The sequence below is a fragment of the Streptomyces sp. NPDC001890 genome, from assembly GCF_042891445.1.
Lineage (GTDB): Bacteria > Actinomycetota > Actinomycetes > Streptomycetales > Streptomycetaceae > Streptomyces.
In genome coordinates this window covers 1,072,306-1,096,760 of sequence record NZ_JBIATE010000001.1, presented here as the reverse complement: position 1 = coordinate 1,096,760, position 24,455 = coordinate 1,072,306, and the positions used below count along the sequence as shown (strand labels likewise).

Genomic DNA, 24,455 nt, shown 5'->3' with positions numbered 1-24,455 from the left:
CGTGGGACTGCGGGGAACTGCATGGGGCCGCCGGGGCGGGCGCCGTGGGCGGGCGCGCCTGTTCCGACATGTCCCGGGGACAGCACAAACCGGGACCCGCACCTTCACGGTGCGGGCCCCGGCTGCGAGGTACGCGTCCGGCGATTAGGCCGGGACGATGTTCTCCGCCTGCGGGCCCTTCTGGCCCTGCGTGACGTCGAAGGAGACCTTCTGGCCCTCCTGGAGCTCACGGAAGCCCGAGGTGGCGATGTTGGAGTAGTGGGCGAAGACGTCGGCGCCGCCGCCGTCCTGCTCGATGAAGCCGAAGCCCTTTTCCGAGTTGAACCACTTCACGGTTCCAGTAGCCATGTCATTCTCCTAAAAGAGGTGCAGTGCCGGAAATCCGCACTTTACGAATTTCAAGTCGCCGCATTGAGCCCCATCCGGAGAAAGCCGGAAAACAATAATGCGCCTGAGGAAGCATTCCCGTCAGGCGCACATAAAGTTCATGGGTACCAAAACTGCAACTCGGCAACCGTAGCACGTTCCATCGCCCCGCGGCGGGAACACGCCGCGGGGCGAGTCGGCGGGTAGGGGTCCCGGCCCTTGCGGCAACTGGCCGGGAGGGGCGCGAAAGGCCGCCGGAATCCTTGTCGCGACAGGGGTCGGAACGGCCCGGCGGCCGTGTTCGGGGCGGGTCTGCGCTCAGAGCCGTTCGATGATCGTCACGTTCGCCTGGCCGCCGCCCTCGCACATGGTCTGGAGCCCGTAGCGGCCGCCGGTGCGCTCCAGTTCGTGCAGCAGTGTCGTCATCAATTTCGCGCCGGTTGCGCCGAGCGGGTGACCGAGGGCGATGCCGCCGCCGTTGACGTTGACCCGGTCGGGGTCGGCCCCGGTCTCCTTCAGCCAGGCCAGGACGACGGGGGCGAATGCCTCGTTGATCTCGACCAGGTCGATGTCGTCGATGGTCATTCCGGCTTTCTTGAGCGCGTAAGCGGTGGCCGGGATCGGTGCCGACAGCATGCGGATCGGGTCCTCGCCGCGTACCGAGAGGTGGTGGACGCGGGCGCGCGGGGTGAGGCCGTGCTCGGCCACGGCCCGCTCGGAGGCGATGAGCAGGGCGGCGGCGCCGTCGGAGATCTGCGAGGAGCAGGCGGCGGTGATCGTGCCGCCGTCCAGGACCGGCTTCAGCCCCGCCATCTTCTCCAGGGTGGTGTCGCGGCGCGGCCCCTCGTCGGTGGTGACGCCCGCGAGGGCGACGGTCTCGCGGGTGAAGCGGCCCTCGTCGATGGCGCGGATCGCCTGCCGGTGGGAGCGGAGCGCGAACTCCTCCATGTCCTGGCGGCTGATGTCCCACTTCTCGGCGATCAGCTGGGCGCCGTGGAACTGGTTGACCGGTGCGTCGCCGTACCGGGCGCGCCAGCCCTCGCTGCCCGCGTACGGGCCCTCGGTCAGCCCGAGGGGTTCGGCGGCCTGGCGGGAGGCGAAGGCGATGGGGATCTGCGTCATGGACTGGGTGCCGCCCGCGACGACGAGGTCCTGGGTGCCGGAGAGGACGCCCTGGGCGGCGAAGTGCAGGGCCTGCTGGGAGGAGCCGCACTGGCGGTCGATGGTCACGCCGGGGACCTCCTCGGGCAGTCCGGCCGCCAGCCAGCTGGTGCGGGCGATGTCGCCGGCCTGCGGTCCGACGGTGTCGAGGCAGCCGAAGACCACGTCCTCCACGGCCGCCGGGTCGATCCCGGTCCGTTCGACGAGGACCTTCAGGACATGGGCGCCGAGGTCGGCGGGGTGGACGGCGCCGAGGCCGCCCCCGCGCCGGCCGACCGGGGTGCGTACCGCTTCGACTATGTAGGCCTCGGCCATGACTGCTGCTCCTTGGTGAGCGCGGGTGGGGTCAGGTGTCGAGGGCGATGCCGTCCAGGACCATCGAGAGGTACTGGCGGGCGATCTCCTCGGGGCTGTGCAGTCCGCCCGGCCGGTACCAGGACGCCGCGACCCAGACCGTGTCGCGGACGAAGCGGTAGGTGAGGCGGATGTCCAGGTCGGCGCGGAAGCTGTGGTCGGCGACGCCGCGTTCCAGCGTGCCGAGCCAGGCCTTCTCGAACTTCTGCTGGGAGTCGGCGAGGTACTGGAAGCGCGGCTGGGTGGCCAGATGCCTGGCTTCCTTCTGGTAGATGGCGACCGCGGCACGGTGCCGGTCGATCTCCCGGAAGGACTCGGTGACGAGGGCCTCGATGGTCTGTCTGGGGGCCAGCTGGGCGGCGAGCACCGTGTCGTACCCCTCCCAGAGTTCGGTGAGGAAGGTCGAGAGGATCTCGTCGAGCATCGATTCCTTGGAATCGAAGTGGTAGTAGAGGCTGCCCGCGAGCATCCCGGCCGCGTCCGCGATCTTGCGGACGGTGGTGGCGTTGTATCCCTGGGCGGCGAAGACCTCTGCGGCGGTGGCGAGCAGTTCGCGGCGCCGCTCGGGCGAGGGGGTCACCTGCGGCTTCTTCTTGGTAGGCACCCGACCATTCTCCGCCCGCCGCGGCCGGAGGTGCCCCGGGCCGTCGCGCGCTCAGGCACGCTGGCTGCTGACGGAGACGACCTCGCCGGTCAGGTACGAGGAGTAGTCGCTGGCGAGGAAGACGATGACGTTGGCGACCTCCCAGGGCTCCGCGTACCGGCCGAAGGCCTCCTTCGCGGTCAGTTCGTCCAGGAGTTCGGCGGAGGTGACCTTCACCAGGTGCGGGTGCATGGCGAGGCTGGGCGCGACGGCGTTGACGCGTACGCCGTACTCGGCGGCCTCGATCGCGGCGCACCGGGTGAGCGCCATGACCCCGGCCTTCGCGGCGGCGTAGTGGGCCTGGCCGCTCTGGGCGCGCCAGCCGACGACGGAGGCGTTGTTGACGACGATGCCGCCGCGGCCCGCCGCCCTGAGGGAGCGCAGGGCGGCCCGGGTGCAGCGGAAGGTGCCGTTCAGGGTGACGTCGAGGACCTTGGTCCACTGCTCGTCGGTCATCTCGGTGAGTTCGGCGGTGCCGCCGAGGCCGGCGTTGTTGACGACGATGTCCAGGCCGCCGTGGGTCCGTTCGGCGAGTGCGAACAGGGCCCGGACCTGGGTCTCGTCGGTGACGTCGCAGGGCAGTGCGGCGACGCGGTCCGCGCCGAACTCCTCGGCGAACGCCTGCTCGGTCTCCTTCAGCCGCCGGGCGTGCGCGTCGCCGATGACGATGCGGGCGCCCTCCTCCAGGAATCTGCGGGCGGTGGCGCCGCCGATGCCGGCGCCCGCGGCGGCGGTGACGACGGCGGTGCGGCCGGACAGCAGCCCGTGCCCGGATACGTACTGCGGTGCGCTCACGCCCGTACCTCCTCGATCCCGGCCCAATGAATCCTCGACGGTGCTCGTGCCCGTACGTTAACCTACCAAACACTTGTTAGGGAAGGATGAGCCGATGCCCTCTGCCCACGAACCCTCCGCCGCCGGCCACCGGGACGGCCCGGTGCTCTACGAGCGCCGGGGCCCGGTCGCGTACATCACGCTGAACCGCCCGCGCTACCGCAACGCCCAGAACTCGGCCATGACCTACGCCCTGGACGACGCGTTCTACCGGGCCGCCGAGGACTCCGAGGTCAAGGTGGCCGTGCTGGCGGGCGCCGGGGAGCACTTCTCGGCGGGCCATGACATCGGCACGCCGGAGCGCGACGCGCATCTGCCCTTCGAGCGCCGGGCGGGCCTGTGGTGGGACCACTCCGACAAGGCCGGCGCGGAGAGCCGCTTCGCCCGCGAGTCGGAGGTCTATCTGGGCATGTGCAGGCGGTGGCGCGAGCTGCCGAAGCCGGTCATCGCCTCCGTCCAGGGCGCCTGCGTGGCCGGCGGGCTGATGCTCGCCTGGATCTGCGACCTGATCGTGGCGAGCGAGGACGCCTTCTTCGCCGATCCGGTGGTGCGGATGGGCATCCCCGGCGTCGAGTACTTCGCCCACCCGTGGGTGATGCCGCCCCGGATCGCGAAGGAGTTCCTCTACACCGGCGACCGGATGAGCGCCCGCCGGGCGTACGAGGTCGGCATGGTGAACAAGGTGGTGGATCGGGAGGAACTCGCCGACCGCACCGATGAGTTGGCGCTGCGGATCGCCGCGATGCCGCGGCTGGGGCTGGCCCTCACCAAGCGCGCGGTCAACCAGGCCGAGGACCTCCAGGGCATGCACACCGGGATGGACTCCGTCTTCGGGCTGCACCACCTCGCCCACGCGCACAACGCGGAGACGGCGGCCGACTCGCTCGGCGGCATGGACATCGCCGCGATGAAGAAGAAGGCGGACGGCTGATGGATCTGTCGGGCACGGAGCAGGAAGCGGCGTTCCGGGACGAGGCGCGCCGGTGGCTGCGGGCCAACGTGCCCGCCGTGCCGCTGCCGTCGCTGGAGACCGCCGAGGGCTTCGCCGCGCACCGGGAGTGGGAGGCTCGGCTGTACGCGGACCGCTGGTCGGTGGTCTCCTGGCCGGCCGAGTACGGCGGCCGGGGCGTCGACATCTTCCGGTGGCTGGTCTTCGAGGAGGAGTACTACGCGGCGGGCGGCCCCGGCCGGGTCTCGCAGAACGGCATCAATCTCCTCGCCCCGACGCTCTTCGACCACGCCACGCACGAGCAGCGGGCCCGGGTGCTGCCGTCGATGGCGAGCGGCGAGGTGATCTGGGCGCAGGCCTGGTCCGAGCCGGAGTCGGGCTCGGACCTGGCGTCGCTGCGTTCACGGGCGGTGCGCACGGACGGCGGCTGGCTGCTCTCGGGGCAGAAGACCTGGTCCTCGCGGGCCGCGTTCGCGGACCGGGCGTTCGGCATCTTCCGCAGCGATCCGGACGCGGCGAAACCGCACCACGGGCTGACGTATCTGATGTTCGACCTGTCGGCGCCCGGGGTCTCGGTCCGGCCGATCGGGCGGATCGACGGCAAGCCGGCCTTCGCCGAGCTGTTCCTGGACGAGGTGTTCGTACCGGACGAGGACGTCATCGGGGAGCCCGGCCAGGGCTGGCGTATCGCCATGTCGACAACGGGCAACGAGCGGGGGCTGACGCTCCGCTCCCCCGGCCGTTTCCTGGCCGCCGCCGACCGGCTGGCCATGCTGTGGCGCACCCACGGCGACCCCTCGGACACGGCGATGCGGGACCGGGTGGCGGACGCGGTGATCGGGGCGCGCGCGTATCAGCTCTTCACCGCCGCCAACGCGTCCCGCTTCGCCGCCGGGGCGACCATCGGCGCGGAGTCCAGCCTCAACAAGGTGTTCTGGTCCGAGTACGACATCGCGCTGCACGAGAGCGCACTCGATCTGCTGGGCCCGGACGCGGAACTCGCCGATTCCGAGTGGTCCGAGGGGTACGTCTTCTCCCTCGCGGGCCCCATCTACGCCGGTACGAACGAGATCCAGCGCGACATCATCGCCGAGCGGCTGCTCGGCCTGCCGAAGGGACGGCGCTGATGCGTTTCCTCCTGGACGACGAGCAGCGGGAGTTCGCCCGCTCGCTGGACGCGATGCTGACCGCCGCGGACACCCCTTCGGTGGTACGGGCCTGGGCCGCCGGGGACCACGGACCGGGCAAGGACCTGTGGGCGCGGCTGGCGGCGGCGGGGGTCTTCGCGCTCGCGGTGCCGGAGGCGTACGAGGGTGTCGGCCCGCTGCCGGTCGAACTCGCGGTCGCCTTCACCGAGCTGGGGAGGCACGCGGTGCCGGGACCGGTGGTGGAGACGGTCGCGGCGGCGGTGCTGCTGGCGGAGGTGGGCGGCCCGGCGGCCAAGGAGTGGCTGCCCCGGCTGGCGTCGGGCGCGGCGTCGGCGACGCTCCGGACGGACGGGCACGGGCCGTACGCGCTGGACGCGGACGCGGTGGACGCCGTGTTCACGGTGACCGGTGAGGAGTTGCGGACGGCGCCGGGGCCCGGGGTGCTCAGTGTGTCGTCCGACCCCGCGCGGCGGCTGTGGCGCCCCGGGCCGGGCGGGGAACTGCTCGCCTCGGGGGCCCGGGTGGCCGAGGCGGCGGCGCGGGCGGCCGACTGGGCGGCGTTCGTGACGGCGGCGCAGGCGCTCGGCACGGGCGAGGCACTGCTGCGGACCACGGTCGCGTACGTGAAGCAGCGCACCCAGTTCGGTACCGCCATCGGCTCCTTCCAGGCGGTGAAGCACCGGCTGGCGGACACGTTGACCGGGCTGGAGTTCGCCCGTCCGCTGCTGTACGGGGCGGCGCTCGCCCTCGCCGGGAACGCGCCGGACGCCGGTGCGCAGGTGGCGGCGGCCAAGGTGACGGCGGGCGAGGCGGGGTACGCGGCGGCCAGGGCGGCGCTGCAGCTGCACGGTGCGGTGGGGTACACGCAGGAGCTGGATCTGGCGCTGTGGCTGCGGAAGGCGCGCCCGCTGCGGGACGCGTGGGGGACGCCGGGGGCGTGCCGGGCGCGGGTGCTCGCCGATGGGCCGACCGCGCCCCACGGCGGGCTCTCAGGTGGTCGAGCCGGATGAGCCGTCGTCGTTGCCCCTTCGGAAGGTGCGCAGCGGGTGACCGGGGCGCCAGGTCCGGATGATCACGGTGTCGCCGCCTTCGAGCCCGACGTGCACCACTTCGGCCGGCTCCACGCGGAAGAGGTGGAAGGGTTGCGGCGGCTTCGCCTCCTCGATGTAGCGGGCCAGGACCGCGGGGTCGGTCACCTCCACCGCGCGGCCGGAGATCCGGGCGTCGCCGTCGGCCATCTCGGCGTCCGGGCCGGGGTTGGCGTGCACCGCGAACCGCGGATCGCGCAGCAGGTCCAGCGCCTTGCGCGAGTTCGGCATCATCCCGAGCCACACCTCGCCGAAGCGGAAGTCCACCTCCAGCCCGGTCACGCGTGGCGATCCGTCCTGGCGCAGGGTCGCCAGGACGTGGTGCTTGTAGAGCTGGAAGCGGGCCCGGACGGTTTCGGCGAAGTCCGGCTCGGCCGAGCGGAAGTCTTCCCAGGAACTCGATGTCATGCGCCCATGGAATCCTGGATACCCGACATCTTCTGTCCGGTTTTCCTGGCCCGCGCCGACCGGTCCGCCGTTCGGCCCATCCGTACCGGCCGTCTCATCCGTGCCGTCCATCTCATCCGTACCGGCCGTCTCATCGCTCCGACAGGGTGACCAGCAGCGCCCACCCGTATGTCCGCAGCACCCCCGCCGAGGCGTCCCGCGTCGACAGCGCGTCGTAGCGGGCCGTCACTTGACGATCCCCTGGGTCCTGGCGGCGGCGAGCCACTGCGGGAACTCGGCGACGAGCCGGTCGTACAGCTCGGCGTCCGGGACCTTGCGCGGGTCGGGTCCGGCGTGGAAGAAGCCCGCGTTGTCTATCGGGCGCTTGGCGGGTACGGCCAGTTCGTCGAGCTTGCGCAGGAAGTCGAACTGATTGCTCCGCTTGTCGCCGAAGCCTATGAACTGCCAGAACAGGGGCAGTTTCGCCGCCTTGCAGAGGTAGCGTTCCGCCGCGTGCTTGCTGATCGGGCCGCCGTCGGTCTGGAAGACGACGAGGGCGGGCGCGGTGGAGCCGCTGTCGAGGTAGTGGTCGATGACGGCGTCCATGGCCAGGTGGTAGCTGGTCTTTCCCATGTGTCCGAGGCCGGCCACGATCGCGTCGACCCGGCCGCGGTGGTTGTCCAGGGCGATGTCGGTGACGGCGTCGACCTCCGTGGAGAACAGGACGAGGGGGACCCGGCCGTCGTCGTCGAGATGGGCCGAGAGCCCCAGTACCCGGTCGGCCAGGGCCTGGACGCTGCCGTCCTTGTAGTACTCCCGCATGGAGCCGGAGTAGTCGAGCACCAGATAGACCGCGGCGCGCTCGCCGCTCAGGCGGTGCTTGGTCAGCGACACCGAGGCGCTCTTGTAGAGGCTGACCAGCGCGGGCGCGCTCTCCTCGATCTTGCGGAGGCTGATGGCCGGACCTGTTGCGGCGGCGGGCGAGCCGGCCATGCGGTTTCTCCGATCCTCGACGTGCCGGGAGGTCGAGTGTAGGACCGGCCGCCGCCCCGGGTGCCGGTCGGTCCGGGCCACCCGGGCATACCCCGGCCGGGCGGTATTCGCTATGTTGATCTGCCGCCGTCCCCACCGGCCGCTCGTGTCCGCTCACCCGTGAAGGAGCCTGCCGTGGAGGCCGCGGTCACCACCTGTTATCGCCATCCGTCGTACGAGACGTATGTCAGCTGCACCCGCTGCGAGCGGTTCATCTGCCCCGACTGCATGCGTGAGGCCGCGGTCGGCCACCACTGCGTGGACTGCGTGAAGGAGGGGCAGCGTTCGATCCGGCAGGCGCGCACCGTGTTCGGCGGCGCGGTGCCGAGGAGCGCGGTGCCGATCGTCACGTATGTGCTGATCGGGCTCAACATCGCGGCGTACCTGGGCGAGCTGGTCAGTCCGGGGATCATCGACCGGTTCGCGATGCTCGGTGCGGGGCTGGACGGCCCGGACGGCGAGCATTACGTCTACGAGGGCGGGGACTTCCCCGGCTTCGAGGTGGTCGGGGTGGTCGGCGGTGAGTGGTACCGGCTGCTGACCGGGGCCTTCCTGCATCTGCCGCCGGGCGGGTCGTCCTTCGGTTCGCTGCCGTTCGGGGTGCTGCACATCCTGTTCAACATGTACGCGCTGTGGAACCTGGGCCGGGTGGTGGAGGAGCAGCTGGGCCGGGCCCGTTATCTCGCGCTGTACCTGCTGTCCGCGCTGGGCGGTTCGGTCCTGGTCTACCTGATCGCCCCGTTCGACGGCACGGTGGGCGCCTCGGGTGCGGTCTTCGGGCTCGGGGCGGCGTTCTACGTCATCAACCGGCGGCTGGGCCGCGACATGCGGGCGGTGAACCGGTTCATGGCCGGCTTCCTGATCTGGATGGTGATCTCGGCCGGATTCGCCTCGTGGCAGGGCCACTTGGGCGGGCTCCTGACGGGTGGCATCGTCACCGTGGCGTACGCCTATGCCCCGGCGAAGCGCCGTATGGTGGTCCAGGCCGCCGCGTGTGTGGTGCTGTTCGCCGTGCTGGTGCTGCTGGTGGTACTGAAGACCTCCGCGCTGACGGGCTGAGCCGGGGGCCGGTGCGATCGGCCCCCGGACGCGCCACGGCGCCTGCCGAATCGTCCGGTCGGGGACGGGCAGGCGCCGTGTTCGGTTCCGCACGCCGTTGTGCGGGACGTTCTCGGGTGCCGTGATCAGACCGTCAGTGCACGGTCCGTCGGGCGGATCGGGGCCGGCAGGGCGCTGGCTCCGGTCAGGAAGCGGTCCACCCCGCGGGCCGCGGAGCGGCCCTCGGCGATGGCCCACACGATGAGGGACTGGCCGCGGCCGGCGTCACCGGCGACGAAGACTCCGTCGACGTTGGTGGCGTACTCCGCGTCGCGCGCGACATTGCCGCGCTCGTCGAGCTCCAGGCCGAACTGCTGGACCAGACCGTTGGCCTGGTCGGTGCCGGTGAAGCCCATGGCGAGGGTGACCAGCTGCGCGGGGATGGACCGCTCGGTGCCGGGCTTCTGCTCAAGCCTGCCGTCCTTGAACTCCACCTCGACCAGGTGCAGCGCCTGGACGTTGCCGTCCTCGTCGCCCTCGAAGTGGGTGGTGGAGACGGAGTAGACCCGCTCGCCGCCCTCCTCGTGCGCGGAGGTGACCTTGTAGAGCATCGGGAAGGTCGGCCAGGGCTGGTTGGCGTTCCGGTCCTCGCCGGGCCGGGGCATGATCTCCAGCTGGGTGACGGAGAGCGCACCCTGGCGGTGGGCGGTGCCGACGCAGTCGGCGCCGGTGTCGCCGCCGCCGATCACGACGACGTGCTTGCCCTCCGCGGTGATCGGGGAGACCGTCAGGTCGCCCTCCTGCACCTTGTTGGCCAGCGGCAGGTACTCCATGGCGAAGTGCACGCCGTTCAGCTCACGGCCCGGGACGGGCAGGTCGCGCGAGACGGTGGCGCCCGCGGCGATGACGACCGCGTCGTACCGGCGGCGGAGCTTGGCGGCGTCGACGTCCCGGCCGATCTCCGTCTCGGTGCGGAACTTGGTGCCTTCCGCGCGCATCTGCTCGATGCGGCGGTTGATGTGCGACTTCTCCATCTTGAACTCGGGGATGCCGTACCGGAGAAGACCTCCGATGCGGTCCGCGCGCTCGTAGACGGCGACGGTGTGGCCGGCCCGGGTCAGCTGCTGGGCGGCGGCGAGACCCGCCGGGCCCGAGCCGATGACGGCGACGGTCTTGCCGGAGAGCCGCTCGGGCGGCTGCGGGGTGACGTCACCGTTGCCCCACGCCTTGTCGATGATGGAGACCTCGACGTTCTTGATGGTGACGGCCGGCTGGTTGATGCCGAGCACGCACGCCGACTCGCACGGGGCCGGGCAGAGCCGCCCGGTGAACTCCGGGAAGTTGTTCGTGGCGTGCAGGCGCTCGGACGCGGCCGACCAGTCCTCGCGGTAGGCGTAGTCGTTCCACTCGGGGATGAGGTTTCCGAGCGGGCAGCCGTTGTGGCAGAACGGGATGCCGCAGTCCATGCAGCGGCCGGCCTGCTTGCTGATGATCGGGAGCAGCGAGCCCGGAACGTAGACCTCGTTCCAGTCCTTGACGCGCTCGCCCACGGGGCGGGTCTCGGCGACCTCGCGCCCGGTGGTCAGGAAGCCCTTGGGGTCAGCCATTGGTCGCCGCCTCCATCATCTTCTCGGTGGTCTCCTGCTCGGAGAGACCGGCGAGCTCAGCGGCGTCCTTGGCGGCGAGCACTGCCTTGTAGGTGGTCGGGATGATCTTGCTGAAGCGGGTCACGGCGGTGTCCCACTCGGCAAGCAGCTTCTCGGCGACCGTGGATCCGGTCTCCTCCTGGTGGCGGCGCACCACGTCGTGCAGCCACTGCTTGTCGGTGTCGGAGGGGACCTCGATGGCACCGAGGTTGCCGACGTTGACGTTGTCCCGGTTCAGGTCGATGACGTAGGCGACACCGCCCGACATGCCCGCCGCGAAGTTGCGTCCGGTCTCGCCGAGGACGACGGCGTGGCCGCCGGTCATGTACTCGCAGCCGTGGTCGCCCACGCCCTCCGAGACGACGGTGGCGCCGGAGTTGCGGACGCAGAACCGCTCACCGGTGCGGCCGCGCAGGAACAGTTCGCCGCCGGTGGCGCCGTAGGCGATGGTGTTGCCCGCGATGGTGGAGTACTCGGCGAGGTGGTCGGCGCCGCGGTCGGGGCGGACCACGACCCGGCCGCCGGAGAGGCCCTTGCCGACGTAGTCGTTGGCGTCGCCCTCCAGGCGCAGCGTGACCCCGCTCGGCACGAACGCGCCGAAGGACTGGCCGGCGGAGCCGGTGAAGGTGATGTCGATGGTGTCCTGCGGCAGACCGGCGCCGCCGAACTTCTTCGTCACCTCGTGGCCGAGCATGGTGCCGACGGTCCGGTTGATGTTGCGGATCGCGATCTGGGCCCGGACCGGCTGGGCGCTCTCGGCGCTGTCCGCGTTCAGGGCGTCGGCGGCGAGCCTGATCAGCTCGTTGTCGAGCGCCTTGGCGAGGCCGTGGTCCTGCTCGATCCGCGCGTGGCGGACCGCGCCCTGGGGGAGCTCGGGGACGTGGAACAGCGGCTTCAGGTCGAGGCCCTGCGCCTTCCAGTGCGTGATCGCCCGGTCGGTGTCGAGCAGCTCGGCGTGGCCGACGGCCTCCTCGATCGTACGGAAGCCGAGCTCGGCGAGGATCTCGCGGACTTCCTGGGCGATGAACTCGAAGAAGTTGACGACGTACTCGGCCTTGCCGGAGAACCGGTCCCGCAGCACCGGGTTCTGGGTGGCGATGCCGACCGGGCAGGTGTCCAGGTGGCAGACGCGCATCATGACGCAGCCGGAGACGACGAGCGGCGCGGTCGCGAAACCGAACTCCTCGGCGCCCAGCAGTGCGGCGATGACGACGTCGCGGCCGGTCTTCAGCTGGCCGTCGGTCTGTACGACGATGCGGTCGCGCAGGCCGTTGAGCAGCAGCGTCTGCTGGGTCTCGGCGAGGCCGAGCTCCCAGGGGCCGCCCGCGTGCTTCAGGGAGGTGAGCGGGGAGGCGCCCGTCCCGCCGTCGTGGCCGGAGATCAGGACGACGTCCGCGTGCGCCTTGGAGACACCGGCGGCGACCGTGCCGACGCCGACCTCGGAGACCAGCTTCACATGGATGCGGGCCGCCGGGTTGGCGTTCTTGAGGTCGTGGATCAGCTGGGCCAGATCCTCGATGGAGTAGATGTCGTGGTGCGGCGGCGGGGAGATCAGACCGACACCCGGGGTGGAGTGCCGGGTCCTGGCGACCCACGGGTAGACCTTGTGGCCGGGCAGCTGGCCGCCCTCGCCGGGCTTGGCACCCTGCGCCATCTTGATCTGGATGTCGTCCGCGTTGACCAGGTACTCGCTGGTCACGCCGAAGCGGCCGGAGGCGACCTGCTTGATGGACGAGCGGCGCGCCGGGTCGTAGAGCCGGTCGGCGTCCTCGCCGCCCTCACCGGTGTTGGACTTGCCGCCCAGCTGGTTCATGGCGATGGCGAGGGTCTCGTGCGCCTCGCGGGAGATCGAGCCGTACGACATGGCGCCGGTGGAGAAGCGCTTGACGATCTCGGAGACGGACTCGACCTCGTCGACGGAGATCGGCTCGCGGTCGCCCTTGAAGCCGAACAGACCACGGAGCGTCATCAGCCGCTCGGACTGCTCGTTCACCCGGTCGGTGTACTTCTTGAAGATGTCGTAGCGCTTGTTGCGGGTGGCGTGCTGGAGGCGGAAGACCGTCTCCGGGTCGAAGAGGTGCGGCTCGCCCTCGCGGCGCCACTGGTACTCGCCGCCGATCTCCAGCGCGCGGTGCGAGGCGGAGATGCCGGAGGCGGGGTAGCCCTTGGCGTGCCGGGCGGCGACCTCCTTGGCGATGACTTCGAGGCCGGCGCCGCCGATCTTGGTGGCGGTGCCGTTGAAGTACTTCGCGACGAAGTCCTCGTCCAGGCCGACGGCCTCGAAGACCTGGGCGCCCCGGTAGGAGGCGACCGTCGAGATGCCCATCTTGGACATGACCTTCAGGACGCCCTTGCCGAGCGCGTGGATCAGGTTCCGGATGGCCTTCTCGGGCTCGATGCCCTCGATGAACGTACCGGCGCGGACCAGGTCCTCGACGGATTCCATCGCCAGGTACGGGTTGACCGCGGCGGCGCCGTAGCCGATGAGCAGCGCGACGTGGTGGACCTCGCGGACGTCCCCGGCCTCGACCAGCAGCCCCACCTGGGTGCGCTGCTTGGTGCGGATGAGGTGGTGATGGACGGCCGAGGTGAGCAGCAGCGACGGGATCGGCGCGTGCTCGGCGTCGGAGTGCCGGTCGGAGAGGACGACCAGACGGGCGCCGTCCTCGATGGCGGCGTCGACCTCGCTGCAGATCTCCTCGATCCGCGCGGCCAGCGACTCGCCCGCGCCGCCGACCCGGTAGAGGCCGGAGAGCGTGGCGGCCTTCATGCCCGGCATGTCGCCGTCGGCGTTGATGTGTATCAGCTTGGCCAGCTCGTCGTTGTCGATCACCGGGAACGGCAGCGTGACACTGCGGCAGGACGCTGCGGTCGGCTCCAGCAGGTTGCCCGAGGGGCCCAGCGTGGAGCGCAGCGAGGTGACGAGCTCCTCGCGGATGGCGTCCAGCGGCGGGTTCGTGACCTGCGCGAACAGCTGGGTGAAGTAGTCGAAGAGCAGCCGGGGGCGCTCGGACAGTGCGGCGATCGGCGAGTCCGTGCCCATGGAGCCGAGCGGCTCACCGCCGGTGCGGGCCATCGGCGCGAGGATGACGCGGAGCTCTTCCTCGGTGTAGCCGAAGGTCTGCTGGCGGCGGGTGACGGAGGCGTGCGTGTGCACGATGTGCTCCCGCTCGGGGAGGTCCTCCAGCTCGATCTCGCCGGTCTCCAGCCAGTCGCCGTACGGCTGCTCGGCGGCGAGCGCGGCCTTGATCTCGTCGTCCTCGATGATCCGGCCCTCGGCCGTGTCGACGAGGAACATCTTCCCGGGCTGGAGGCGGCCCTTGCGGACGACCTTCGCGGGGTCGATGTCCAGGACGCCGACCTCGGAGGAGAGCACGACGAGGCCGTCGTCGGTGACCCAGTAGCGGCCGGGGCGCAGACCGTTGCGGTCCAGGACCGCGCCGACCTGGGTGCCGTCGGTGAAGGTGACGCAGGCCGGGCCGTCCCAGGGCTCCATCATCGTGGAGTGGTACTGGTAGAAGGCGCGCCTCGCCGGGTCCATCGAGTCGTGGTTCTCCCACGCCTCGGGAACCATCATCAGCACCGAGTGCGGCAGCGAGCGGCCGCCGAGGTGGAGCAGCTCCAGGACCTCGTCGAAGGAGGCGGAGTCGGAGGCGTCGGGGGTGCAGACGGGGAAGATCCGGTCGAGCTGCGCCTCACCGCTGCGTCCATCGCCGGCAGAGCCGAACAGGCTGGAGGCGAGCTGGGACTCGCGGGCCTTCATCCAGTTGCGGTTGCCCTTGACCGTGTTGATCTCGCCGTTGTGCGCGACGAAGCGGTACGGGTGGGCGAGCGGCCAGCTCGGGAAGGTGTTGGTGGAGAACCGCGAGTGGACCAGGGCGACCGCGGTGGCGAAGCGGCGGTCGGAGAGGTCCGGGAAGAACGGCTCCAGCTGCCCGGTGGTGAGCATGCCCTTGTAGACGATCGTGCGGGCGGAGAGCGAGGGGAAGTACACCCCGGCCTCCCGCTCGGCGCGCTTGCGCAGCACGAAGGCCTTGCGGTCGAGGGCGATGCCGGTGCTCTCACCGTCCGCGACGAAGAGCTGACGGAACTCGGGCATGGTGGCGCGGGCGCCGTTGCCGAGGATGTCGGGGGTGACGGGGACCTGGCGCCAGCCGAGGACCTTGAGTCCCTCCTCGGCTGCGATCTTCTCCAGCTTGCGGACGGCCTCGGTGGAGTCGTCGGCGGGCAGGAAGGCGATTCCGACGGCGTAGGCACCGGCCTCGGGGAGACCGAAGGCGGTCTCCTCGCGCAGGAAGGCGTCCGGCACCTGGAGGAGGATCCCGGCGCCGTCGCCGGAGTCGGGCTCGGATCCGGTGGCGCCGCGGTGTTCGAGATTGCGCAGCACGGTCAGCGCCTGCTCGACCAGCTCATGGCCGGCCACACCGGTCAGAGTGGCCACGAACCCGACACCGCAGGCGTCGTGCTCGTTACGGGGGTCGTACATCCCCTGCTGGGCGGGGCGACCGTCCATGGGCGCCCAGGCGTCGATGCGCATTGGCTCTCCCGTCGTCGTCGTGGCATATGCAGTGCCGAGGGACGACGTTGGCCCTCTGCGAAATTTCGTGCAGGTTACATAATGGGGCGCTTCTCAAGAAGCGGATACTTCGTTCCAACATACGGACACCGCCCCGAGGCGGTGGGGGTGGGTCGCAGTGGAAGATCGGCGCCCAGGAGGACCGCAGAGAGCAGGCGTCGTTGCCTGCGGTGTCTACGGGTCATGCCCGGCGGCAATGGAAATGAAACCGCCGAGTAACGGCTACTTATGTGTAGCCCTGCATAGGGACTCACTTTAAGCCCGTGGTAGCGGTTCCGCCCAGAGGCAGTCACCACGACGTACGTCACACGGGTGGCGGACACGTCACGGGCACCCATCCCCCGCCTGCGGAAATGGATGCCCGGACCATCGAAACCGCGGCCCCCGGACGGGGTCAGCCCCCGACGGCCACGCCGAACAGCGTGCCCAGGCCGTAGGTGATGGCCGCCGCGGCTGCGCCCAGCACCAGCTGGCGCAGCCCGCTGTACAGCCAGCTGCGGGCCGTCACCCTGGCCACCACCGCGCCGCAGGCGAACAGCCCGACCAGCGCGAGCAGCACGGCCGGCCACAGCGCGCTCGCGCCGAGCAGATACGGCAGCACGGGCAGCAGGGCACCCAGCGCGAACGCGCCGAACGACGACACCGCGGCGACGAGCGGCGAGGGCAGATCGCCCGGGTCGATGCCCAGCTCCTCGCGGGCGTGTATCTCCAGGGCCTGCTCCGGGTCGCGCGACAGCTGCCGCGCGACCTCGCGGGCGAGCGCGGGCTCGACGCCACGGGACTGGTAGAGCTCGGCGAGCTCCCGCTCCTCGTCCTTGGGGTGCTTGCGCAACTCCCGCCGCTCCACGTCGAGTTCGGCCTCGACGAGCTCGCGCTGCGAGGCCACGGAGGTGTACTCGCCGGCCGCCATGGAGAACGCGCCGGCGGCCAGGCCCGCCAGGCCGGTGATCACGATCGTCTGCTGGGAGACGGCGCCACCCGCGACACCGGTCATCAGCGCGAGGTTGGAGACCAGCCCGTCCATGGCGCCGAACACCGCCGGACGCAGCCAGCCGCCGTTCACATCACGGTGGGTGTGGTTGTCCCGGTGCGCCTCGTGCAGTACGGCGTCGGTCTCGATGATGGACACAGCTCTCCCCTTCTCCGGCAGCGGGATCTCCTCGCTCCGCCCCCGCTCAACACCATCGAAAGTACGCACGAAAAACGGCTCCCGCCAGCAAGGCAGGCCGTACTTACCACGCTCCGTGAGCAGGTAAGTACGGCCTGGCTTAGTGGTTCTGACTCTTCATCCGACTGGCCCTTTTGTTGCGATTGTCGGCCTCTGTCCGGGCTCCGCGTGGCACATATCGAGCAGGACGAGAACTGGCTCGGTGCGAGCGGAGGGTCGACGCGATGGAGTTGATCGCAGGAAATCCGGCGGAGCCGCGGACCGGCGGCGAAGAGGCGGCGGTGCCGGACGGCGCGGTGCAGGGCGCGGTGGCCCGGGGCGGCCTGGCCGACCGGGCCCGCGGCTCGCTGCTCGGTCTCGCGGTCGGAGACGCGCTGGGCGCACCGGCGGAGAACCTGCGGCCCTCGGAGATCCGCCGCCGCTGGGGCCGGATCGAGGGCTTCGTGAGCGACGACCCCGCGGGCACCGACGACACCGAGTACGCGATCTTCTCCGGGCTGCTGCTCGCCCGGCACGGCTCCGCGCTGACCGTCACTCATGTGGAGCGGGCCTGGCACCTGTGGATCGCCGATCTCGACGAGGGGCCGTTCCGCGGTGCCGGGTTCAGCGAGCGCGGGACGCTGGAGAACCTGCGCCGGGGGCTCGCCGCCCCGATCTCCGCCCAGCACCGGCACGCCTGGAGCGACGGCCTGGCGATGAGAGCGGCACCGTTCGGTGTCTTCGCCGCCGGCCGGCCGGCCGAGGCGGCCCGGCTGGTCGCGGTGGACGGGCGGGTCAGCCATGACGGGGAGGGCATCTACGGCGGCCAGGCGGTGGCGGCCGGGGTGGCCGCCGCGATGACGGGTGCCGGGGTCACCTCGGTGATCGCCGCCGCGCTGTCGGTCGTCCCCATGGACTCCTGGACGGCGCGTTCGCTGCGGCGCGCGGTGGCGGCCGCGCAGCGCGGCTACCCCGACCGGCTCACCATGGAACGCGCGGTGCGCTCCGCGGTGGTGGTCGGCGGCTACCCGTGGACGGACCTGGCACCCGAGGCGGTGGGCCTGGCCTTCGGGGCGTTCGCGGCGGCGCGCGGCGACTTCCGTACGGCGGTGCTGACGGCGGTCAACATGGGCCGCGACGCGGACACCACGGCCGCGGTGGCGGGGGCCCTGGCCGGCGCCCTGAACGGGGCTTCTGCGATCCCGCGGCACTGGGGGAACGCGATCGGCCCGGTCCGGGGCAGCTGCCTGCCGACGATGCGGGGTCACCACGTCCTGGAGATCGCGGAGTTGCTCACTCCGGACGAGGCGGACGAGGCGGACGAGACGGGTGGGGGTGGGGGCGGCACCGACATCGAGGGCCCGGCCCGTGCCCGTACCCGTGCGCGCACGGACACCGACGGCCCCCCGGAGCATCCGCGTACGCCGGCCGACGCACCACCCTCGCGCGAGGCTCCCCCCTCGCCGGCCGCCCGCACCCGCCCCCGCACCCGCACCGCGATCGCGCACCGGGCCCGGATCGAGGGGCTGTTGCTCGGGCTGGCCTCCGGGGACGCCGCCGGCTGGCCCGCCGCCCGGCACCGGGCCGCCCGGATGCCCGAGTGGACCCGGCGGCTCACCCGGGAGCTCGACACCTTCGCCGAGCAGAACGCCACCACCACGCTGCCCGTCCCCATCGCGCTCAACCAGCCGCCCGAACCGCTGCGGCTGGGACCCTCCGACGACGCCGAATGGGCGGCCTTCGCCGCCGGGACCCTGCTCACATCGGCGGCCGGCCCCCTGCACGGGCTCTCCCCCGAACGCCGGATGCGGGCCGCCGTCGATGTCGCGTGGAACGCCCTGGCCGCCGAGGTCGCCGCAGCCGCCGCCCGTGCCCCCGAGGTCGAATCCGCGGTGCTCCCGCTGCGCGCCCGGATCTCGGTACGGGCCGGGCTCGGCAATCTCGCCGCCGGGCTGCGCCCGCCCGCCACCGGCCACGACAACCCGCACTACTTCGACGACGCGGCCTGCGTACGGGCCGCCGTGCTCGCCGTCGCCCACCCCGCGGACCCGGAAGCCGCCGCCGGCCTCGCCGAGTTCGACGCCCGCTACACCCAGGACGGCGACGGGGTGCACGGTGCCCGCGCGATGGCCGCGGCGATCGCCGAGGCGCTGGGCGGGGCGGACGTGGACACCGCGGTGAACGCCGCGCTCGCCCAGCTCCCCGAAGGCACCGAGATCGCCCGCAACGCCGCCCACGCCGTCCGGATCGCCCGCGACTTCGTCGGGGAGGCGGCAGGCGCGTTCGCCCTCGTCCCCGTGCTGGAGCATCAGATCGTCGACCACGTCTACAGCTACGGGATCGCCGCCGCCGAAACGGTCCCGGTCACCCTCGCCCTGACCACCGCCGCCCGCGGCCAGATCGCCCAGGCCGTTCCCGCCGCCGCCTGCCTGTCCCGGGTGGCCGACTCGGCGCCCGCCCTGGCCGGCGCGCTGACCGGTGCGCTCGGCGGGATCGGTGCCGTCCCGGACGGCTGGCGGGAAGCCTGCCGCACCCTCGCGGGCTGTGCGCTGCCCCGTCTCGCGGGGACCGATCTCATCGAACTCGCCGGGCTGCTGGCAGACACGGAACCGAAGCCTCCGGGTGGACAATTCGGACATGACATCCCTGACGACCGCGCTGTCCGAGGCCGGACCCACGACACTCACACTCGATGAACGGATCGCCGGCGCTCTCGTCGGTGCCGCCGTCGGCGACGCGCTCGGCGGTCCGGTGGAGGGCCGGTCCCCCGAGCAGATCGTGGCCCGCCACGGCGGGCGGATCGAGGGCGTCGTGGGCCCGTGGGACGGCGAGAACTGGCGCACCGCGCGCCCCATCGCCCCGTACCACAAGGGCGACGGGCACGTCACCGACGACACCTTGATGACCCATGCGCTGGTACGGGTGTACGGCACGGTGCGCGACCATCTCGATGCCTACGCGGTCGCCGGCCACCTCGTGCCCGAGCTGATCTCCGGCCCTCGCTGGATCCCGGAGCTGGAGGCCGAGGCGCTGCCGCTCCAGCGGATCTTCCTCGCCGAGAAGTGGATCGTCGCCCGGCTGCACTACGGCCATATCGATCCGCGCGAGGCCGGCAACGGCAACATCGTCAACTGCGGTGCGGCGATGTACATGGCCCCGGTCGGCCTGGTCAACGCCGCCCACCCCGAGGCCGCGTACGCCGAGGCGCTGGATGTCGCGGGCGCCCACCAGTCGAGCTACGGAAGGGAGGCGGCCGGGGTCTTCGCCGCGGCCGTCGCCGCCGCCTGCGCCCCGGGCGCGACCCCCACGAGCGTCGTCGAGACCTGTCTGGCGCTCGCCAAGGACGGCACCCGTTCCGCGATCGAGGCGGTGTGCGAAGTGGCCGCCGGGCACAGCGACTTCGAGTCGGCGCTGACCCCGCTGCGTACCGCCGTCGCCCCCTTCGACACGGTCGGCCCCGACTACCGCGCCCCGTCCCTCGGAGCCCGCCGGCCGTCCCGGCTGCACGCCATCGAGGAGCTGCCGATCGCGCTCGGGATGCTGCTCGTCGCGGGCGGCGACTACCGGCACGCGGTCCTCGGCTCGGTCAACTACGGCCGGGACTGCGACTCGATCGCCACGATGAGCGGCGCCGTCGCCGGGGCGCTCCACGGCGAGCGGGCGCTCCCCGCCGACTGGGTGAAAACGGTCGCCGGGGCCAGCCGCCTGGATCTGCACGCCCCCGCCCGGACCCTGGCGGACGTCGCCCGCGAGGTGTTCGTACGGGACACCGCCCGGCGCCGCGCGCACGAGTCGGCGTTCACCGCGCTGGCGGGTACGCCATGACCGTACGGGTGACATGGGTGCAGCCCGAGGACCTCGTCGGGCACGAACTGCGCCAGGCGGCCGAGGACGGGAGGGACGCGCGGGACATCGCGCGCCGGTGGTACGAGGCGGGCGGTGCCCCGGCCCCGGAACGCGCGGGCGCCTCCACCCCGCCGGCGCCGGAGCTGCGCGTGCTCGCCGAGCGGCTGCTCGATGAACTCGCCCTGCTGGAAGCGCCGTCGGCGACCGACGAGCCGACGGACCTGGCCGCGATCCGGGCCGCGTGCCCGGACTGGCCGGCGCCCCGCACCGACGCTCCGCCGGTGAGCCGGGACCGGCTGCACGCCGCCTGGCTGGGCCGGGCGGCCGGCTGTCTGCTCGGCAAGCCCGTCGAGAAGCTGCCGCTGCACGGCATCCGCGCCCTGGCCCGCGCCACCGGCAACTGGCCGCTCACCACCTGGTTCACCGCCGAGAACCTGCCCGCCCCGCTGGCCGCCACCTACCCCTGGAACCGTCGCTCCGCACCCAACTCGCTGGCCGAGAACATCGACGGCATGCCCGAGGACGACGACCTCAACTACCCCTTGCTCACGGTGCTGTTGCTCCAGCGGTACGGTCCGTCCTTCACCACCGGGGATCTCGCGAGGCTCTGGCTGGACGAGCTCCCGGCCGGCCGGACCTTCACCGCCGAACGGGTCGCGTACCGCAATCTGCTGGACGGCATCGAACCCCCGCACACCGCCGGGTACCGCAACCCGTTCCGGGAGTGGATCGGCGCGCAGATCCGGGCCGATGTGCACGGCTGGACCCACCCGGGCGACCCGGCGGCCGCGGCCGAGCAGGCCCATCGGGACGCCGTGCTCAGCCACACCGCCAACGGGGTGTACGGGGCGATGTTCACCGCCGCGGCACTCGCCGAGGCGGCCGGGGGCGGGAGCGATGTGCACGGGTGCCTGGCCGCCGGGCTGCGCGTCGTACCGCCGCGTTCACGGCTCGCGCGGGCGGTGCGCTCCGGTGTCGCGGCGGCCCGCGGCAGCGCCTGCTTCGACGCGGTGGCCGACCGGCTGCACACCGAGTACGGCAGGTACCACTGGGTCCATGTGCTGCCCAACGCCGCGCTGCTCGCCGCCGCCCTCACCCATGCCGACGGCGACTTCTCGCTCTCCGTCTGCCGGGCCGTGTCGGGCGGCTGGGACACCGACTCCAACGGCGCGACCGCCGGTTCGCTCGCCGGGCTGCTGGCCGGGGCCCCTTCGCTGCTGCCCGACCGCTGGACCGCCCCGTTGAAGAACCGGCTCGCCTCGTCCGTCCCCGGCTTCGACGGCATCGGCTTCGACGAACTCGCCGAACAGACCCACCGGCTCACCCACAAGGAGGCACTGTGCCCATGACCGGCATCGCGGTGCTAGGCAGCACCAATATGGACCTCGTCGCCTACGTCGAACGGGCTCCGGAGCTCGGCGAGACCGTCACCGGACGGGAGTTCCGCACCGTCCCGGGCGGCAAGGGCGCCAACCAGGCCGTCGCCGCCGCCCGCGCGGGCGGCGAGGTGATGATGATCGGCGCGGTGGGCGACGACGAGTACGGCACCGTGCTCCGGGCCGGCCTGGAGCACGCGGGCATCGACACCGATCTGCTGCACACCGCCGAGGGCCCCAGCGGCACCGCGCACATCGTCGTGGACGACACGGGCGCCAATTCCATCGTGGTGATCCCCGGCGCCAACGGCACCGTCACCGCCATCGGTCCCGGCGAGATGGCCGCCATCGCCGAGGCCGATCTGCTGCTGCTCCAGCTGGAGCTGCCGCTGTCCGCGGTGATCGAGGGCGCCCGGGTGGCCCACGCCCAGGGCGTCCGGACCATCCTCACCCCCTCCCCCGTGCAGCCGCTGCCCTCCGAACTCCTCGACTGCGTCGACCTGTTGATCCCCAATGAGCACGAGGCGGCCGAGCTCTCCGGCTTCACCGACCCCCACGCGGCGGCGCGGTACCTGCTCAGCCAGGTGCCCGCGGTCGTCATCACGCTGGGCTCGAAGGGCTGCCTGTACGCGGCCCGGGGCGGCGAACCCGTCGTCCTCCCCGCGCCCGAGGTGACCGCCGTCGACACCACGGGGGCGGGCGACACCTTCGTCGGCACGCTCGCCGTCGCGCTCGGCGAGCGGCGGCCCGTGCCCCAGGCACTGGCCTGGGCGTCGGCGGCCGCCGCGCTGTGCGTACAGCGGCCGGGCGCCTCGACCTCCATGCCGTACCGCACCGAGATCGACGCCGCGTGAACGCGCCCGCGCAGGCTCCCCTGACCGGGCTGCGGGTCGTCGACCTCGCCACGCTCTTCGCCGGTCCGCTCTCCGCCACCCTGCTCGGCGACTTCGGCGCCGAGGTGATCAAGGTCGAGCATCCGCGCAGGCCCGATCCCTCGCGCGGGCACGGCCCCACGAAGGACGGCGTCGGCCTGTGGTGGAAGATGCTCGGCCGCAACAAGCGCAATCTGACCCTCGACCTGTCCACCCCCGGCGGCCGCGACATCCTGCTCCGGCTGGCCGCCGGGACCGATGTGATCATCGAGAACTTCCGGCCGGGGACGCTGGAGCGCTGGGGCCTGGGCTGGGCGGAGCTGCACGCGGTCAACCCGCGGCTGGTCCTGGTCAGGGTCACCGGGTTCGGGCAGTTCGGCCCGTACGCGCACCGCCCCGGCTTCGGCACCCTGGCCGAGGCGATGAGCGGGTTCGCCGCGATCACCGGGGAGCCGGACGGGCCGCCCACGCTGCCGCCGTTCGGGCTCGCCGACTCGATCGCGGCGCTGGCCACCGCGTACGCCGTGATGGCCGCGCTCGCCGGACGGGAGCGCACCGGCCAGGGGCAGATCGTCGACATGGCGATCATCGAGCCGATCCTGACCGTGCTCGGCCCGCAGCCCATCTGGTACGACCAGCTCGGCTACGTACAGCCGCGCACCGGCAACCGCTCCCGCAACAACGCCCCGCGCAACACCTACCGCACCTCGGACGGGCACTGGGTCGCGGTCTCCACCTCCGCGCAGTCGATCGCCGAACGGGTGATGCGCCTGGTCGGCCGGGCCGAACTGATCGACGAGCCCTGGTTCACCACCGGCACCACCCGCGCCGAGCACGCCGACGAGCTCGACGAGGCGGTCGGCGACTGGATCGCCCGGCACACCCGGGAGGAAGCGGTCTCGGCCTTCGAGAAGGCGGAGGCGGCCATCGCGCCGATCCACGACGTCCAGGACGTGATGGAGGACCCGCAGTACCGGGCCCTGGACTCCGTCACCGAGGTCGACGACCCGGAGCTGGGCCCGCTGCGCATGCAGAACGTGCTGTTCCGGCTCTCCGAGACACCGGGTGCGATCCGCTGGGCGGGCCGGCCGCACGGCGCGGACACCGAGGAGATCCTCACCGCGCTGGGCCTGTCGGGCCCGGAGATCGCGGCGCTGCGGGCGGAGCAGGTCCTGTGACGGCGGCGGTCCCGCTCACCTGGCTGTACGTCCCCGGGGACCGGCCGGAGGTGGTGCGCAAGGCGCGGGGCTCGGGCGCGGACGTGGTGATCGTGGATCTGGAGGACGCGGTCGCGCCGGACCGCAAGGATTACGCCCTGTCGGCCACCGCCGAGCTGCTCTCCGAAGCGGCCGGGGACACGGCCGTTCCGGTCCATGTCCGGGTCCACACCGAGGCGGACGTGCTCGCCCTGGCGGGGCTGCCGGGGCTCGCCGAGCTCCGGCTGCCCAAGATCACGCATGCGGCGTCCGTCCATCACATCGCGGCCGTGGCGCCAGGGGTCGCGCTCTGTCCGCTGCTGGAGTCGGCACTCGGCATCGAGCACGCGTACTCGGTGGCCGCCTCCCACCCCCAGGTGCGTTCCATCGCCCTCGGCGAGGCGGACCTGCGCGCCGATCTGGGGGTACGGGACGACGCCGGGCTCGACTGGTCGCGCAGCCGGGTGGTGGTCGCCGCCCGCGCCGCCGGGCTCGCCCCGCCCGCCCAGTCGGTGTTCCCGGACGTCCGGGACCTGGACGGTCTGTGGGCGTCCTGCGCGCACGGCCGGGCGCTGGGCTTCCTGGGCCGGGCGGCGATCCATCCCCGCCAGCTCCCGGTGATCGAGCGGGCGTTCCGCCCGACGCCGCAGGAGATCGAGGCGGCGGCGGAGATCGTGGCGGCGGCCGTGGCGGACGAGGGCGCGCTGGCGCTGCCGGACGGGCGGTTCGTCGACGCGGCGGTGGTGGCCTCGGCCCGCCGGACGCTGGCGCTGGCCGGCGCCTGAGCACACGCGTG

At 72.2% G+C, this 24,455-nt stretch carries 19 protein-coding genes and 1 pseudogene; 11 read left to right on the top strand and 9 right to left on the bottom strand.

The annotated features are described in order from the left end of the window. Positions 1-144: 144 nt before the first annotated feature. The 4 genes from ACFYY1_RS04820 to ACFYY1_RS04805 form a co-directional block, all read right to left on the bottom strand. On the bottom strand, positions 145-348 hold the full coding sequence (locus tag ACFYY1_RS04820) for a cold-shock protein (protein WP_003969786.1): 204 nt from the start codon (positions 346-348) through the stop codon (positions 145-147). 336 nt (positions 349-684) lie between these two features. Next, positions 685-1,842 carry an acetyl-CoA C-acetyltransferase gene (locus ACFYY1_RS04815; protein ID WP_388580818.1) on the bottom strand — a complete coding sequence of 386 codons (1,158 nt, stop codon included), beginning with the start codon at positions 1,840-1,842 and terminating at the stop codon, positions 685-687. A gap of 31 nt (positions 1,843-1,873) precedes the next feature. Next, positions 1,874-2,485 carry a TetR/AcrR family transcriptional regulator gene (locus ACFYY1_RS04810; RefSeq protein WP_388580815.1) on the bottom strand — a complete coding sequence of 204 codons (612 nt, stop codon included), beginning with the start codon at positions 2,483-2,485 and terminating at the stop codon, positions 1,874-1,876. Positions 2,486-2,536: 51 nt separating this feature from the next. Continuing rightward, a complete protein-coding gene (locus tag ACFYY1_RS04805) occupies positions 2,537-3,319 on the bottom strand; it encodes an SDR family oxidoreductase (RefSeq protein WP_388580812.1) in 783 nt (260 codons plus the stop codon). A gap of 94 nt (positions 3,320-3,413) precedes the next feature. Between ACFYY1_RS04805 and ACFYY1_RS04800 the strand changes: the two genes are divergently transcribed. From ACFYY1_RS04800 to ACFYY1_RS04790, 3 genes are read left to right on the top strand one after another with little or no spacing between them, the layout of a single operon-like run. Beyond that, complete coding sequence (locus tag ACFYY1_RS04800; protein ID WP_388580810.1) at positions 3,414-4,289, top strand: enoyl-CoA hydratase; 876 nt, start codon at positions 3,414-3,416, stop codon at positions 4,287-4,289. Further along, complete coding sequence (locus ACFYY1_RS04795; protein WP_388580807.1) at positions 4,289-5,434, top strand: acyl-CoA dehydrogenase family protein; 1,146 nt, start codon at positions 4,289-4,291, stop codon at positions 5,432-5,434. Before ACFYY1_RS04800 ends, ACFYY1_RS04795 begins: the two co-directional genes overlap by 1 nt. Beyond that, on the top strand, positions 5,434-6,465 hold the full coding sequence (locus tag ACFYY1_RS04790) for an acyl-CoA dehydrogenase family protein (protein ID WP_388580804.1): 1,032 nt from the start codon (positions 5,434-5,436) through the stop codon (positions 6,463-6,465). The genes ACFYY1_RS04795 and ACFYY1_RS04790 overlap by 1 nt, the downstream gene beginning before the upstream one ends. On the opposite strand, the gene ACFYY1_RS04785 is transcribed toward ACFYY1_RS04790, so the two are convergent. Both ACFYY1_RS04785 and ACFYY1_RS04780 read right to left on the bottom strand, forming a co-directional pair. Then, positions 6,445-6,951, bottom strand: coding sequence for a pyridoxamine 5'-phosphate oxidase family protein (locus ACFYY1_RS04785; protein WP_388580801.1), 507 nt, complete (start codon positions 6,949-6,951; stop codon positions 6,445-6,447). The two genes, ACFYY1_RS04790 and ACFYY1_RS04785, sit on opposite strands and share 21 nt — an antisense overlap. Positions 6,952-7,176: 225 nt before the next feature. Beyond that, a complete protein-coding gene (locus ACFYY1_RS04780) occupies positions 7,177-7,923 on the bottom strand; it encodes a vWA domain-containing protein (RefSeq protein WP_388580799.1) in 747 nt (248 codons plus the stop codon). 174 nt (positions 7,924-8,097) lie between these two features. On the opposite strand from ACFYY1_RS04780, the gene ACFYY1_RS04775 reads away from it, so the two are divergent. Continuing rightward, positions 8,098-9,021 (top strand): rhomboid family intramembrane serine protease, encoded by a 924-nt coding sequence (locus tag ACFYY1_RS04775; RefSeq protein ID WP_388580796.1) that lies wholly within the window; start codon positions 8,098-8,100, stop codon positions 9,019-9,021. Between the two features lie 125 nt (positions 9,022-9,146). Here ACFYY1_RS04775 and ACFYY1_RS04770 read toward each other — a convergent pair whose 3' ends face one another. The 3 genes from ACFYY1_RS04770 to ACFYY1_RS04760 form a co-directional block, all read right to left on the bottom strand. Further along, positions 9,147-10,607, bottom strand: coding sequence for a glutamate synthase subunit beta (locus ACFYY1_RS04770; protein WP_388580793.1), 1,461 nt, complete (start codon positions 10,605-10,607; stop codon positions 9,147-9,149). Beyond that, positions 10,600-15,183 (bottom strand): glutamate synthase large subunit, encoded by a 4,584-nt coding sequence (gene gltB, locus ACFYY1_RS04765; RefSeq protein ID WP_388580791.1) that lies wholly within the window; start codon positions 15,181-15,183, stop codon positions 10,600-10,602. Before gltB ends, ACFYY1_RS04770 begins: the two co-directional genes overlap by 8 nt. 433 nt (positions 15,184-15,616) lie before the next feature. Beyond that, positions 15,617-16,351 carry a VIT1/CCC1 transporter family protein gene (locus ACFYY1_RS04760; RefSeq protein ID WP_388580788.1) on the bottom strand — a complete coding sequence of 245 codons (735 nt, stop codon included), beginning with the start codon at positions 16,349-16,351 and terminating at the stop codon, positions 15,617-15,619. A 263-nt stretch (positions 16,352-16,614) separates the two neighbouring features. Here ACFYY1_RS04760 and ACFYY1_RS04755 point away from each other — a divergent pair. The 7 genes and pseudogenes from ACFYY1_RS04755 to ACFYY1_RS04725 all read left to right on the top strand — a co-directional run. Beyond that, positions 16,615-17,688: pseudogene (locus ACFYY1_RS04755) on the top strand (ADP-ribosylglycohydrolase family protein); the annotation flags it as partial. A 180-nt stretch (positions 17,689-17,868) separates the two neighbouring features. Further along, positions 17,869-19,065: an ADP-ribosylglycohydrolase family protein gene (locus ACFYY1_RS04750; protein WP_388581516.1), complete on the top strand. Its 1,197-nt coding sequence runs from the start codon at positions 17,869-17,871 to the stop codon at positions 19,063-19,065. Beyond that, entirely contained in the window at positions 19,007-20,194 is a 1,188-nt protein-coding gene (locus ACFYY1_RS04745; protein WP_388580785.1) for an ADP-ribosylglycohydrolase family protein, read from the top strand. Before ACFYY1_RS04750 ends, ACFYY1_RS04745 begins: the two co-directional genes overlap by 59 nt. After that, positions 20,191-21,564: an ADP-ribosylglycohydrolase family protein gene (locus ACFYY1_RS04740; RefSeq protein WP_388580782.1), complete on the top strand. Its 1,374-nt coding sequence runs from the start codon at positions 20,191-20,193 to the stop codon at positions 21,562-21,564. The genes ACFYY1_RS04745 and ACFYY1_RS04740 overlap by 4 nt, the downstream gene beginning before the upstream one ends. After that, entirely contained in the window at positions 21,561-22,445 is an 885-nt protein-coding gene (rbsK, locus tag ACFYY1_RS04735) for a ribokinase (RefSeq protein WP_388580779.1), read from the top strand. Before ACFYY1_RS04740 ends, rbsK begins: the two co-directional genes overlap by 4 nt. Beyond that, complete coding sequence (locus ACFYY1_RS04730) at positions 22,442-23,641, top strand: CaiB/BaiF CoA transferase family protein (protein WP_388580776.1); 1,200 nt, start codon at positions 22,442-22,444, stop codon at positions 23,639-23,641. Before rbsK ends, ACFYY1_RS04730 begins: the two co-directional genes overlap by 4 nt. Further along, complete coding sequence (locus ACFYY1_RS04725) at positions 23,638-24,444, top strand: HpcH/HpaI aldolase/citrate lyase family protein (protein ID WP_388580773.1); 807 nt, start codon at positions 23,638-23,640, stop codon at positions 24,442-24,444. Before ACFYY1_RS04730 ends, ACFYY1_RS04725 begins: the two co-directional genes overlap by 4 nt. The last annotated feature ends 11 nt before the right edge of the window (positions 24,445-24,455 follow it).